At 68.1% G+C, this 13,158-nt stretch carries 10 protein-coding genes; 4 read left to right on the top strand and 6 right to left on the bottom strand.

Annotated features, from left to right (window positions below):
- Positions 1–153 precede the first annotated feature (153 nt).
- The 4 genes from TX79_RS13490 (at position 154) to TX79_RS13475 (ending at position 4,353) form a co-directional block, all read left to right on the top strand.
- Positions 154–678 (top strand): gluconate 2-dehydrogenase subunit 3 family protein, encoded by a 525-nt coding sequence (locus TX79_RS13490; RefSeq protein WP_049927959.1) that lies wholly within the window; start codon positions 154–156, stop codon positions 676–678.
- Positions 672–2,315: a GMC family oxidoreductase gene (locus TX79_RS13485; RefSeq protein ID WP_154660552.1), complete on the top strand. Its 1,644-nt coding sequence runs from the start codon at positions 672–674 to the stop codon at positions 2,313–2,315. Before TX79_RS13490 ends, TX79_RS13485 begins: the two co-directional genes overlap by 7 nt.
- A gap of 129 nt (positions 2,316–2,444) precedes the next feature.
- A complete protein-coding gene (locus tag TX79_RS13480) occupies positions 2,445–3,482 on the top strand; it encodes a M48 family metallopeptidase (protein ID WP_049927957.1) in 1,038 nt (345 codons plus the stop codon).
- Positions 3,483–3,600: 118 nt separating this feature from the next.
- Entirely contained in the window at positions 3,601–4,353 is a 753-nt protein-coding gene (locus TX79_RS13475) for a dolichyl-phosphate hexose transferase (protein ID WP_049927956.1), read from the top strand.
- Between the two features lie 32 nt (positions 4,354–4,385).
- Here TX79_RS13475 and TX79_RS13470 read toward each other — a convergent pair whose 3' ends face one another.
- The 6 genes from TX79_RS13470 to TX79_RS13445 all read right to left on the bottom strand — a co-directional run bounded on the left by TX79_RS13470 (position 4,386) and on the right by TX79_RS13445 (position 12,963).
- Positions 4,386–6,599, bottom strand: a complete 2,214-nt coding sequence (locus tag TX79_RS13470; RefSeq protein WP_326544638.1) for a DUF7846 domain-containing protein — start codon at positions 6,597–6,599, stop codon at positions 4,386–4,388.
- A 39-nt stretch (positions 6,600–6,638) separates the two neighbouring features.
- Positions 6,639–7,754, bottom strand: a complete 1,116-nt coding sequence (locus TX79_RS13465) for an extracellular solute-binding protein (protein ID WP_049927955.1) — start codon at positions 7,752–7,754, stop codon at positions 6,639–6,641.
- A 25-nt stretch (positions 7,755–7,779) separates the two neighbouring features.
- Positions 7,780–8,946, bottom strand: a complete 1,167-nt coding sequence (locus TX79_RS13460; protein ID WP_049927954.1) for an alpha-1 4-glucan-protein synthase — start codon at positions 8,944–8,946, stop codon at positions 7,780–7,782.
- A gap of 7 nt (positions 8,947–8,953) precedes the next feature.
- Positions 8,954–10,099, bottom strand: a complete 1,146-nt coding sequence (locus TX79_RS13455) for a lysylphosphatidylglycerol synthase transmembrane domain-containing protein (RefSeq protein WP_049927953.1) — start codon at positions 10,097–10,099, stop codon at positions 8,954–8,956.
- A gap of 97 nt (positions 10,100–10,196) precedes the next feature.
- Complete coding sequence (locus TX79_RS13450) at positions 10,197–11,135, bottom strand: NAD-dependent epimerase/dehydratase family protein (RefSeq protein WP_049927952.1); 939 nt, start codon at positions 11,133–11,135, stop codon at positions 10,197–10,199.
- A gap of 58 nt (positions 11,136–11,193) precedes the next feature.
- The gene (locus TX79_RS13445; protein ID WP_049927951.1) at positions 11,194–12,963 is read right to left on the bottom strand and encodes an alkaline phosphatase D family protein; all 1,770 of its coding nucleotides are present in this window, start codon (positions 12,961–12,963) and stop codon (positions 11,194–11,196) included.
- Between the last annotated feature and the right edge of the window lie 195 nt (positions 12,964–13,158).

Genomic DNA, 13,158 nt, shown 5'->3' with positions numbered 1-13,158 from the left:
GAGGTCGAAGTCGAATCAACGTGGGTCGGGTGCGACGGCGACCGTCCGAGACGAACCCCCGCTCGTCGATGCGGTCGCCACTCCCGACGCGGTACGTACGCGAAGCGTCTCGTTTCAACGGCTATAAGGTTTAGGTTTGCCTAATCCCTGTGCATGGAGTTGACGAGGCGGGACGCGGTCGCCGCGCTCGCGGCGCTGGGTGCCGGCGGCGCGGCGGTCACGGCCCTCCACCGCAGTCGAACCGGCGGCTCATCGGCGTCTCGAGAACACACCATCGAGACGATGCTCGCGGCCGCCGAGGTCGTCTATCCCTCCGAACTCGAGGGCGTCGAGGAATTCGTCGAGACCTTCCTCGAGGGTCGTCTCGACGCGGCGGGCCACGCGGCGGGACTGGAGGCGACCATCGCCGACCTCGACGACGAGGCGGAGGGGTGGCAGGGCGTCCCGTTCGCCGACCTGTCCGTCGACGACCGCGACCTGCTGTTGCGCACCCTGGGCGTGGCGAGCGTGCCGGAACGGCCCGACGGCACGACGCCGGAGCGGATCCGCTACTACGTCGTCAACGAGTTGTTGCTGGGGCTGTACGTCTCGCCGACGGGGGGCGAACTGGCCGGCATCGAGAACCCGCAGGGCCACGCCGGCGGCCTCGAGACCTACCAGCGGGGGCCCGAATCGTGAGTTCCCGTCCGCCCGCCGAGGCGGCCGCGCCGCTCGAGGGTGCCACGGACCGGACGCCCGTCGAGGACGCCGACGTCTGTGTCGTCGGAGCAGGGCCGGCCGGCGGCCTGGTGGCCGACCGCCTCGCCGGGGAGGGGTACGAGGTGGTGATCCTCGAGGCCGGCCCTCGCTTCTCCGCCGAGGATCGGCTGGCTCGCCAGGAGCGCGCGATCCGGCCGGCCTACGACCGCCCGGACGTCTGGGACGGCGACCCCGAACGGGACGCCCACTCGGCGTCCGGCGAGTGGTTCTACCCGCTCAACCAGACCCGCGTGAAAGGCGTCGGCGGGACGACGCTCCACTGGCAGGGGATGGTGATGCGGCTGCACGAGGACGACTTCAACTCCCAGTCTGCGCGCGGCGTCGGCGTCGACTGGCCGATCGAGTACGAGGACCTGCGGCCGTACTACGCGCAGGCCGAGCGCGAACTGGGCGTTGCAGGGGCCGACGACAATCCCTTCGCGCCGCCCCGCGAGGAGCCCCACCCGATGCCTCCGTTTCCGCCCTCCTACAGCGACTCGCTGTTCGCCGAGGCCTGCGACGAGCTGGGGATCGCGATGCACTCGGTGCCGAACGCCCGCAACTCCGAGGGCTACGACGGCCGGAGCGCCTGCGTCGGCTACGGCACCTGCGAACCCGTCTGCCCCTCCGGCGCGAAGTACGACGCGACGGTTCACGTCGAGCGCGCCGAGGAGAAGGGCGCGACGGTGATCGACCGCGCGCCGGTCCAGCGGCTGGAACACGACGCCGCCGGGGAAACGCTCGAGGCGGCCGTCTACGCCACTCCCGACGGCGAGGAGTACCGCCAGGAGGCCGACGCCTTCGTGATCGCCTGCGGCGGGGTCGAGACGCCGCGGCTGTTGTTGCTCTCCGAGTCGCCCGAGCACCCCGAGGGCCTCGCGAACTCGAGCGGCCTCGTGGGTCGGTTCTTCATGGACCACCTCTTCGCCGGGGTCGACGGCGTCCTGGACGAGCCGACCCGGCAGAACCACGTCGGGTTCATGACCAGCGAGTGCCACCAGTTCTACGACGAGGCTGACGAGGAGGTCGGCCCGTTCAAACTCGAGTTCTTCAACTACGCTGGCCCCTCCCCCGTGGGGATGGCCCTCTCCGGCAACGAGTGGGGCGACTCCTTGCTCGAGCGGATCCGCTCCGAGTACGGCACCCACGTCGGGATGGGGGCGCTGGTCGAGCAACTCCCCCGCGAGGACAGCTACGTCGCTCTCGACCCGGAGACGACCGACGACCACGGCAACCCCGTCCCGGACGTCCACTGGAATGTCGGCGACCGGGCGTTGCGGACGATCGAACGGGCCAACGAGGTTCAGGAGCGGATTCTCGAGGAACTCGGCGCGGAGATCACCGGCCGCGTCGGTCCCGAGAACACGGGGCCGGCGTTCCACCACATGGGAACCACCCGAATGGGCGACGACCCCGCCGAGAGCGTCGTCGGCCCCGACCTGCGGACCCACGACCTCGAGAACTGCTGGATCGCCTCGAGCAGCGTCTTCCCGACCGGCGGCGCGATGAACCCGACGCTGACGATCGCGGCGCTCGCGCTGAAGGCCGCCGAGGACGTGCTCGCGACGCTCTCGTGATCCGTTCTGTGCCCCCGTCGGTCGCCGCCGCACCGGGGCGTTCCGTCGTCGGGACCGCCGGGGACGGCGAACGTATCACAGAAGATTGATCAGCCCCTCGATCGGATCGATTCGTGTGGAGTCGCCGTCATGAATCTCGGTCGTCGGATGCGGTTGTCGCTGGCCTGGCGGATGCTCGCCGCACTGGCCGTGCTCGCGGTCGTCTCGCTCGTCGTCGCGGCGACGGCGATCCTCGCGGGCGGATTACTCGCCTGGCTCGCGCTGCTCCCCGTCGTGTACGCGCTCGAGACGCTGTTGCTGCCGTTTTCCGGGGGCTCTTACGGATTGTTCTGGAGCGTCCTCACGTCTCCCCTTCGCGTTGCAGTGGTAGCCGGGATCCCCCTGCTTCCGATCCTGTACTACCGACCGGTCCGGGACGAAATTCGGGCGTTCCGGGCCGAACTCGGCGAAGCGGGTGCGCCGGCCACCGAAACGCATCCCGAACTGGCGAACCGGACCCGTCGGCTCGCCCAGCAGGCGGATATTCCGGAGCCGGATACGTACGTCGCCGACCGTCAGCGAGCGGAGTCGTACGCCGTCGGCGGGCGGTCGAACGGGACGATCATCGTCACGACCGGACTCGTGAGCGCGCTCTCGGGCGACGAACTCGAGGCCGTCCTCGCCCACGAGATCAGCCACCTCGCGAACGGCGACAGTCGCATCACGAACCTCGTGCTCGTCCCGATGCTCGTCGCCGAACGCGTGGGGTCGGACGATCCCCCGTCGCGAGAACTGCTCGTCCGCCAACCGCTCGGCTACCTGGCTCACGTCGGCCTGTGGGCGCTCCTGACTGCCGTCACGGCCGTCCAGCGACTGTGCTGTCAGTTCGGTATCGCGACCCTCTCGCGCGGTCGCGAACTCGCGGCCGACAGGGGGGCCGCGGAACTGACCGGCTCTCCGGGCACCCTCGTCAGCGCGCTCGAGACGCTCTCGGACCGGCGCTCGCGTCCGTCCGAGGACAAGCGCACCTGGGCGAAGTCGGCCAGCGTACTGGATATTCTTCCACGCGACGCATCGGCGTCGCGCGGACCGTTCCGGACGCATCCCAGCACTGAAACGCGCATCGCTCACCTCGAGACCCTCCTCCGTGAGCAGGTCGACGGCGGACGGAACGCCGGAGCCGCGTAGCCGCCGTCCCCGAGAGGAGCGCGTCGCCGGCGGTCGATCGGTCTCGCCGTTCGGGGCGGCTACTCCGACGTTTTAGGCAAACCTAAAATATAAATACGGCGGACAGAGAGTACCGCCAATGAGTAGCGAGGACGGGACCGAGCTGACGGGCGGTGCCGACGACGCCGGGGCGTACACCTTCGAGGACGTCAGCGTCGTCATGGGAACGTACAACGAGGAGGAGGCGATCGGCACGGTGCTGTCGGACATCGAGGCGGTCACCGACGGTGAGGCCGAGGTCGTCTGCGTCGACGGCTCCTCCGATCGGACGCCCGAGATCGCCCGCGAGCACGGCGCGACGGTGATCGAACAGGAGCCACAGGGCTACGGCGTCGCCGTCCACGAGGCGCTTCTGGCGGCCGACCGGCCGATCGTCGTCACGACCGACTGCGACGACACCTACCCGATGGAGCAGCTGCCGGAGTTCCTCGAGCTGATCAACGCGGGCTACGACGTGGTCAGCGGCGACCGCCTCTACCACGGCGCGGAGGCGATGCCGACGCTGAACCGCTTCGGCAACCACGTCTTCGCCGCCGTTGCCAGTCTCCTCATGGGAACGCGCGTCCACGACACCACGACCGGGATGCGCGCCTATCGCCGCGAGGTGATCGAGGACATCGAGTGGAGCGAGAACACCGGCCTCTCGGCCGAACTGCTGATCCGTCCGCTCATGCGGGGCTACGACGTCCGCGAACACCCCATCGAGTATCGCGAGCGCGCCGGGGAGACGAAACTCGACCCCCTGAAGGGCGGTGCCGAGATCGGAAAATCGATCGTCAAGGTCTGTCTCGAGGAACGGCTGCGCGAACTGCCGCACGACCCGTCGCGATAATTCGGGATCGCCGCTTTCCTGCGGTCGCGAACTCACGGTCCCGCGTCGCTTGCCTCGAGTCGCGTCTCGAACGACACGCCGTCGAAGTACAGGTCGGGTTCGTCGGGAATGTACGTCCCTTCCGAGCCACACTGGGTGACGAGCGTACAGACCGTCCGCTCGGGCGGCCAGACGACCTCGTGTCCGTCGTCGGTCGTTCGGACGGTCGCCTCCTGTCGGTAGGTGAGCGACGAGCCGTCGGACTGGAGCAGCGTCACCGAGAGCGCGAGTTCGTCCGTCGCCCCCAGGTCGACCGAGGCGTTCTCGAGCGACCGGTTCGCGTCACCGCTGTGGACGCGGTCGATCGACGCAGTCCCGTCCTCGAGCGTCCAGTCGACCGTGACGTCCTCGCCAAGTTCGTTCAGATCGTAGGTCGCGTAGCCGCCGACGTCGGCCTCGAGGCGGACGGTCGCGTAGTCGACGGTCGAGAGGACGCCGACGACCATCTCCCCGTCGAACGTCTCGGCCTCGCGGACGGTTCGTTCCTCGAGCGTGGCGGTCACGGGGTCGTCGGGCGTGGCCGTCCACTCGCCGTGGTAGGCATACCGGTAGTAGGTGCGGTCGGGGTAGGCGTCGATGACGGCGAAATCGCGCTCGGGATCGCCCTCGAGCGCGTAGACGACCTCGCCGTCGAGGCCGGGATCGTTCCGCAGCGGCTGGAACGGGTGGCCCAGCCAGTCGCCATAGGGCGTCGGGAGGAAGACGAGCGCCTCTTCGAGGTCTCGCTCCTCGAAGGGTTCGTAGGCCTCCTCGAACCCCTCGGTGTACGCGTCGTTCCGCTCGACGGGCGGCGCGAGGATCGCCGCGTTCGCCGCGCCGACGAGCAGGACGCTCGAGACGAGGGCTGCGAGTGCGATGCGGCGGGCCGTCTCGCTGGTGGTGCGGGCGGCGAGTCGGTCCTGGAGGCGACCGCTACGGAGCCGTCGCCAGCCCGCCACGGCCGCGAACCCAGCGAAGATCGAGAGCGGGACGAGGAGGTCGAAGTGGTAGAACGGCCCGAACTGCGAGATGAGGCCGTTCGTCGGGTCGCCCATCGTCGAGAGGATGTTCCGGTTCCCCCAGAACGCGACGTTGCCCAGCGGAACCGTCACCAGGAGGCCGGCCAGCACGAGGCCGGCAATCCGGCCGAAGTGACCGCCTTCTCCGTCGGCTGTCGGGAGCCAGCGCCGGAGCGCGAGCGCCAAGCCGGCCAGCGCTGCGATGGTGCCGATCAGTCCCGCGGTGAACCACCGGGTGGCGAAGTACCGGAGCACGTAGCCGTTCGCCTCGAGCGCCAGCGACGGGGTGTACTCCATCGAATGCCCCTCGATCTCGCGGTAACCGAAGCCCGGGCCGTCCAGCGGCGCGAACGCCTCGTAGGGGAACACCAGCGGCGACCCCGTCAGGCGGGCGTTGTACGCGAGCGTGAGGCCGACGAACGCCAGTCCGAAGCCGGCGGTGAGGGCGTTCCGACGGATCGGATCGGGGAGGGGCCACCGGAGTGCGGCGACCCCATCGTGACGGCAAACCCGCACGACGCTCCACAGCGCGTGGAGGACGAACGGAGCCGCGAACAGCACCGCCGTGTAGGGGCGGGCGAAGAAGGCGAGTCCGATAGCGACGCCCGCACCGGCGGCGCTCGGGGCGTGGGCGTCCCGGACGCCCCGCAGGTACAACACCGCGAACAGCAGGTTCAACAGGGTCGTCGGCGCGTAGGGCAGGAACACCGACGAGGTGAGCAAGGCCAGCGGCGAGGCGGCGAAGCAGGCGGCGGCGACGAGACCGACCGTCCGGTCGAACACCATCGAGCCGAGGACGTACACCAGCGCGGCGTTGCCAGCCGCGACGACCGCGAGCGTCACCCGCGGCTCGCCGAAGATGGCCATCCCGCCGGCGAACATCGCCGCCGGAACCGGCGTGTACTTCGGGTAGAGTCGACCGCTGTCTTCAACGAAGAACCAGGGCCTGAAGGCGTCGGCCAGCTCGCCCGCGTGGAGCTCGAGTTGCCCCTCGAGCAACATCGCGGCCTGGAGGAGGTAGACGGCCTCGTCGTCGTTGCTCGAGTGGTACGGAAACAGCCGGCTGGCGACGACGAAGACCGCGAGTCCGGCCGACAGCGAGAGGACGAGCGCCGCGATCCGGTAGCGGTCACCGCCGGTAAGATCACCCCGACGCAGGCGGCGGGAAAAGCGGGCGAGTCGACGCCGGTAGTCGGTGGCTCGAGTCACGAGAACGCGGAGACGGTGCTGGAGACGAGTGGGGGCCGATCAGATGTCGACGCCGGCCTCGCGCATCAGTTCGATCGTCTCGTCGACGTTCGATAGCTGGGTCGGGTCGACGTCCGGCACGTCGAGTTCCTCGAGCGTCGGCAGGTCGCCGACGGGCTCGACGCCCTCGATGGTGGGGTACTCGAACGTCTCCACGGCGAAGAACTCCTGGGCCTCGCTGGAGAGGAGGTGCTTGATGAAGTTCTCGGCGAGTTCGGGATCGTCGGCCTGATCGATCACGGTCGCGCCGGCGACGTCGAACGTCGCACCGGCGTCGCCCGCGGTGAAGTTGGTGGCGATCGACGGATCCGAGGAGCCCTCGATGACCCGCTGGATGTAGTAGTGGTTCGTGAACCCGGCGTCGAGTTCGCCGTCGTTGACCGCTTCGGCGACGGCCATCTCGTTGCCGTAGTACGCGACCCCGGAGTCGATGATGCCCTCGAGCCACTCGCGGGTAGCCTCGTCGCCCTCGAGGATGCGCATCGAGGTGACGAACCCCTGGAAGGAGCCGTACTCGGGTGCCCAGCCGAGCTGGCCGTCGAAGTCGGCGTAGGCGTCGATCGAGTCGGGCATGTCGCTCTCGGAGAGCGCGTCCGTGTTGTAGGGGATCGTCCGGGCGCGACCCGACGTACCGACCCAGTCGTCGGTGTAGAACGTCTCCTCGTCGATCATGTCGAGGGTGTCACTCGAGAGCGACTGGGTGCGGCCCTCGTCCGCGAGGGTGCCGAGCGCGCCGGAGTCGACGGTGTAGAAGACGTCGGCGTGGGTACCCTCCCCTTCGGTCAGGATCTGGTTGACGAGATCCGAGGAGCCACCGGGATCGATGTTCGCCTCGAAGTCGTCGTAGAGCCCCTCGATGTGATCGAGCAGTTCGCCGACGAGGAACTCACCGCGGCCCGAGTAGACGGTGAGTTCCCCCTCGAGGTCCGGCAGTTCGGCCATCGGCGTGCCGCCGGGTTCCGGCCGTCCCTCGCGACCGGAGCCGATCTGACCGATCAACTGGTCGTCGTCCTCACCACCGATGAGGCCGGTACAGCCGGCGAGACCGGCCGCGCCGAGAGCGGCCGAACCGGCGAGAAACGTCCGCCGATCGGTCGAAACGCGGTTTCGAGTCATATTTTTTAGGCCGGCCTAAATATACTTATAGGCGTCGATTCCCAGCAACGGCGACGGGCCGCTCGAGGGCCTCGAGGGCCTCGAGCCAGTCGAGCATGTGTTCGCCGACGTAGTTGAAGAACGCTCCGTTGTTGTAGTCGGACCAGTCGCCCTCTGCGAGTTCGCGGCCCATCGCCTCGAAGATCTCGCCGTAGGAGTCCGCGCCGGCACCGACGTCGTCGATTATTCGCCAGAGGTGCTCGTTGAGTTCTAGTCCCGGCACCTCGTTGTTGAGGTCGTCGAAGGTGCTGCGGGGGGCCTTGTTGTGCTCACAGAGCGGCGCGCCGTTGTAGATGCGCTTGCCGAGCACGTCGCAGGCGCGCTTGAGGAAGACGCCCGACCAGATGTCGTCGAAGCGGCCCACGTCCCACTCGTTGTCGTCCATCGGCAACTGGTAGAAGGCGGGGATCACTTCGCGGCGGAACGCCAGGTTCATCGAGCAGACGGTGAGGTAGTTCCCGCGAGCGGCGACGAAGTCGTCGCCGAAGTCCTCTCGGGAGGTGCGCGTCTGGGCCTGTCCCTCGAGGTCCCCGTCCATCAGAATGCGGACGGCGTCGAGGTCGGGGACGTTCGTCCACAGGCCCTGCGAGGCGACGACCTGGCCGCGCTCGATTTCGGTCGTCCCGGTTTCGACGGTCTCTCCCATCGCCGAGTAGGGATACCCGCGCGGGTAGAGACCGTGTTCGTCGGCGTTCTGGTAGAGGACGTTGACCCACTGCTCGTCCGAGGAGATCTCCTCGATCTCGCCCTCGAAGGCGAGGTTCTCCATGTGCGTCCCGAAGAAGTCTTCCTCGGGATGAGGGAGGGTGTCGTCGTCGATGAAGAAGCCGTACTCGAACTCGTCGTTGGCCCACATGTACAGCAGGCCGAAACTCGTCTCGGCGTGGCTCGCGGCGGGGACGACGTGCCCGTACTCCTCGATGCCGTGCTCGGCGTACCACTCCTCCCGGCGGGTGCCGTCGAAGACCTCGCCGGCGACGCCTTCCTCCTCGAGCATCCGTTCCATCGCGTCGGTCTCGCAGAAGTCCTCGGTGACGAGGACGACGTGGAGTCGCGAGAGGTCGAAGCCGTGTTCGCGGGCGTTCTCGAAGTACGAGCGCATGCACTCGTACTCCCGGATCGTCGGAACGACGACGCAGATGTCCTGACTCATTGCTCCGCTATCTTTTAGGCTGGCCTAAAAAACTGCCGGTCTCGCGGTCGGCTCCTGGCTCGTCGGTCGCCGCCGTCAGCGAGACGCCAAGCGACGCCACCGACGCCGCCCCGCCGACGAGGGTGATCGCGTTTTTCAGCGCGTGATCGACGATCGCCGCGGCCAGGGCCGTGCTCGCGCCGACGGGCGTGAGCGCGACGATCAACGCCGTGAACGCGGCCTCGTAGAGACCGACGCCGCCCTGCGAGAGCGGCAACACCTTCGCCAGGTTGCCGACGCTGACCGCCAGCGTCCCGACCGCGACCAGGGGGCCGAGCGCGAGGCCGCTGTCTAACGCCGCGAGCACGAGTATCGCCGTGAGGACGTCCAGCGCCCACACCGCCAGGCTGGCGGCCCCGATCGTAACTAACGCACGCGGTCGGCGAGCGACGACCGCGACGTCGCCGGCGAACCGGAGTCCGGCCTCGAGCGCGCGGTCGCGTCGGGACGATCCCCCGACGTGCGTCCGAAGCTCCGCAGCGAGGTCGCGGTTCGATCTGGCCGCGGTGACGACCACGGCACCGACGCCGACGGCGGTCGTGCTGACGACGCCAGCGGCGAGGAGGGCCGTCCGCGCCCCGTCGGTCGCCGCGCTCGCGAGCGGGCCGGCGTCACCCTGGACAGCGAGCCAGGCCGTCGCGAGGCCGGCCAGCGCCGCGATCGTTGCCAGGTCGAAGAGCCGTTCTACGGTCAGCGAGGCGAAGCCCGCGGTGTAGGGCACGTCCCGCTCTTTGAGGACGTACGCGCGTGCGGCGTCGCCGGCCCGCGCCGGGATCGCGAGGTTGGCCGTCTGACTGACGAAGACCGCGGCCGTAAGGAAGGCCGTCCCGAGGCGGTGATCCATCGCCGACAGCACGTCGCCGTACCGGCGGCCCCGAAGCGGCCACGAGAGGGCGTAGGCGACCGCCGCAGCCACGAGGTATCGGCGGTCGGCATCGGTGACGTCCGCGAGGACCGCACCCCCGTCGATCTCTCGGATCGCGACGAGCAGGCCGAGGACGACCAGCACCGTTCCGGCGATCGTCACGTGCCGTCGAGTCAGCCGTCCGACAAATCGGCGGGACGACCGATCCCCCGTCGGTTCCGGTGCCGTGTGGTCCCCGCCGTCGTTCATGCTCCGGACTCGCTAGCCCAGATATTTAAGCTCACCTAAAACGGGACCGAGCGGACCGCTCGTCGTCTCTCGAGTGACTCTCCTGCGAATCAACAAGTCAGTCGAGTTCCGCGAGGAGTTCCCGCGTCGCCCGACGGACGGCCTCGTCGCTCGAGCACGTCGGCTCCCACCCCAGCGCCGACAGTTTCTCGATCGAGAGGCGCATCTTCGGGACGTCGCCGGTCCAGCCCCGTTCGCCGCCGGTGTGTTCGAACGCGGGATCGAGCCCCATCTCGTCGGCGACGATGGTAGCGATCCGGTCGACGGAGGTCGTCGTTCGCGTACCGAGGTTGAAGGTGTGCATCGAGCCACCGTCGCCGCCGGTTCGGGCGACGACGTGCAGCACCGCGTCGATGCAGTCCTCGACGTGGAGGTAGGACTTCTCCTGGCGGCCGTCGCCGAGGATCGTGAGCGTCTCCGGATCGGCCTGCAGTTTCTCGATGAAGTCCGGGATCACTGCCCCGCGCAAGCCCGGTCCGACGACGTTCGCGAACCGGAACGTTCGGACGGTCAGGTCGTGGCTGTGTGCCCGCGCCGAGAGCAGCGCCTCGTCGGCCAGTTTGCTCGCGCCGTAGGCGCTGATCGGCTCGAGCGGGGCGTAATCCTCGGGCGTCGGTCGCGGAGCCTCGCCGTAGACCGTCGAGGAGGAAGTGTACGCGATATCGGTCACGTCGGCGTCGGCCATCGCCTCGAGGAGGGTGCGAGTCATCCGGGTGTTGTCGTCGAACTGGCCGTGCGGGCGATCCGTGTCGACGTGTTTCGACGCCGCGAGGTGGAAGACGAAGTCGACGCCCTCGAGGTGGCCCGCCAGCGCGTCCGACTCGGTCAGGTCCGCTTCGACGAACTCCGCGTCGTCCGGAATCCGGTCGCGGTCACCGTTCGAGCAGTCGTCGACGACCGTCACGGCCGTCCCGTCCGCGAGCAACCGCTGGACGAGGTGGGTACCGACGAAGCCTGCGCCGCCCGTCACCAGCGCGCGTCCGATGGATACGGTCATACCGGATGGTCCTCGGACCGCGTGTTAACGTTGTCGTCCCTGACAGGCCAGTTTCCGATCACTCCTCTGCGAGGTAGTTCGCGCCCTCGTGCACCTCGAGTTCCTCGAGTTCGACCTCGTCGTCGGGGACGCGATACGAAGCAACCGCTCGTTTCGTCGCGTCCTCGCTGTCGACCGTTTTGTCGACCTCGTAGACGGTGTACGTGCAGTCGTCTTCCGTGAACTCGACGACCGAGTAGCCGTGTACGTGCCAGTTCACGAACTCCATGTGTGGGTTGTTCGCGCGGACGAGTTCCGCGACGGCCGCGTCGTCGAGGTCGCCGGGGAAATCGATGACGTCGGCCGCGTTGACGCTCGTGACCGACGGCGTCATGAGTTCGACGCCGACGGGTTCGGACTCGGTCCACCACCACTCGTTGTATTCGGTCCCCTGAACTCCGGCGATCGCACAGTGGAGATCACCCGTCACCGTGATGAAGTTCCGCGGGCCGTCCTCGGCGATCGCCTGCATCAGCGTCTCCCGCTCGGCCTGGAACCCGTCCCAGGAATCGTGTATGATCTCGGCCTGGAGGTAGCCGCTTCCGACCGAGATCGGCATGGTGAGCACTTCGTTCGCCCACACCGTCCACTGGGCGTCGTCGGTCGTGACCGTCTCGAGGAACCACTCGCGCTGTTCGTCCCCGAGCATCGTTCGGTCCGGATCGTCCTCGTCGCCACAGAGGAGTCGCTGCTCGCCGCAGGGCGGCCCGTCCCGATAGAGGCGTTCGTCCGTGACGACCAGCGTAGCGAGATCACCGAACTCGATCCGCCGCCACAGGCGAAGTCGGTCGTGAAGGGCCGAGGATTCCGGATCGTACTCGATCCGGGCCGGCATGTACTCGATCCACGACTGGATCCCGTTCGCCGCCACCTCGAAGGCGAACTCCGGATCGTCGCCGCGGTCCTTCTCGGGGAGGCGCGGCGCTTCCTGTTCCTCGTCCCACCACCAGTTGTTGCCGATCTCGTGGTCGTCCCACCCGGCGATCAGGGTGTGTTGCTCCAGCCCGCGTTGCAGCAGGTGATCGCCGCGGTAGGTGGCGTGCAGGTGGCGGAAGTCCTCGAGCGTCTCCGCGAGTCCGTTCCCGCTGGGGAGGTCGATGTCGCGGCCCTCGTAGACGTCGTTCGTCGGCGAGGTGTACTGGCCGTCGGCCGACTCGTAGATGAAATCGCCCAGGTGGACGACGAAGTCGACGTCTTCCTCCGCGAGGTGGGCGTAGGCCCCGTAGTACCCGTTCTGATAGTCCTGACAGGTGAGTACGGCGAGCGACAGCGACTCGCGCTCGTCGTCACTCGTCGGCAACGTGTGACAGCGTCCGGTCCGCGAGGCGACGCCGTCGTAGACGAACCGGTAGTAGTAGCGACGATCCGACTCGAGTTCCCCGTCGAGGTCCACCCGGGCGGTGTAATCGTGTTCCGGCGTGATGGCGTCCGCGTCGACGACGCCGCTGTAGCGGACGTCGTCGAACGCCTCGTCGGTCGCGACTTCGATCGCGAGCGGGCAGTCGTCCCGGTAGGCGTCGGGATCGATCCGCGTCCAGCAGATCACCCCGGTGGCCGTTGGCCCGCCGCTGGCGATCGACTGTGGGAACGTCCCGTCGGGATCCGCCGATGGATCGAACTCGAAGGGATCGTCAGTGGCGGCCGGTCGTGCTGCGACAGGCTCCGCGATCGGCCGCCCGGAGAGTGCCGCAGCGATCCCGCTAGCGACGCCGGTCGCTGCCAGTCGCTCGAGAAAGCCGCGTCGATTCGCGCTCGAGTCGCCGTCCGCGGTTGTGGAATCTTCAGACATCGGTGTATTCATCGACGGCATTTGATATGAAAAATTATATTTCTGCTATTTCGAGGTATGTTGTGGCCCGTACCGGCGCTACAGGGGTACGTACGGTGCGTACTCGAGGCGGCGATCCGCGGACGCGATCCGACGCTGATCCGTCGGCCGCGGTTCCGACGCTGACACTTATAGTACCGCTTTCCTAGTGAATTC

This window comes from Halopiger goleimassiliensis (assembly GCF_000455345.1).
GTDB lineage: Archaea > Halobacteriota > Halobacteria > Halobacteriales > Natrialbaceae > Halopiger_A > Halopiger_A goleimassiliensis.
The sequence above is the reverse complement of the archived record's forward strand: the minus strand, read 5'-3'. Positions and strand labels throughout refer to the sequence as shown.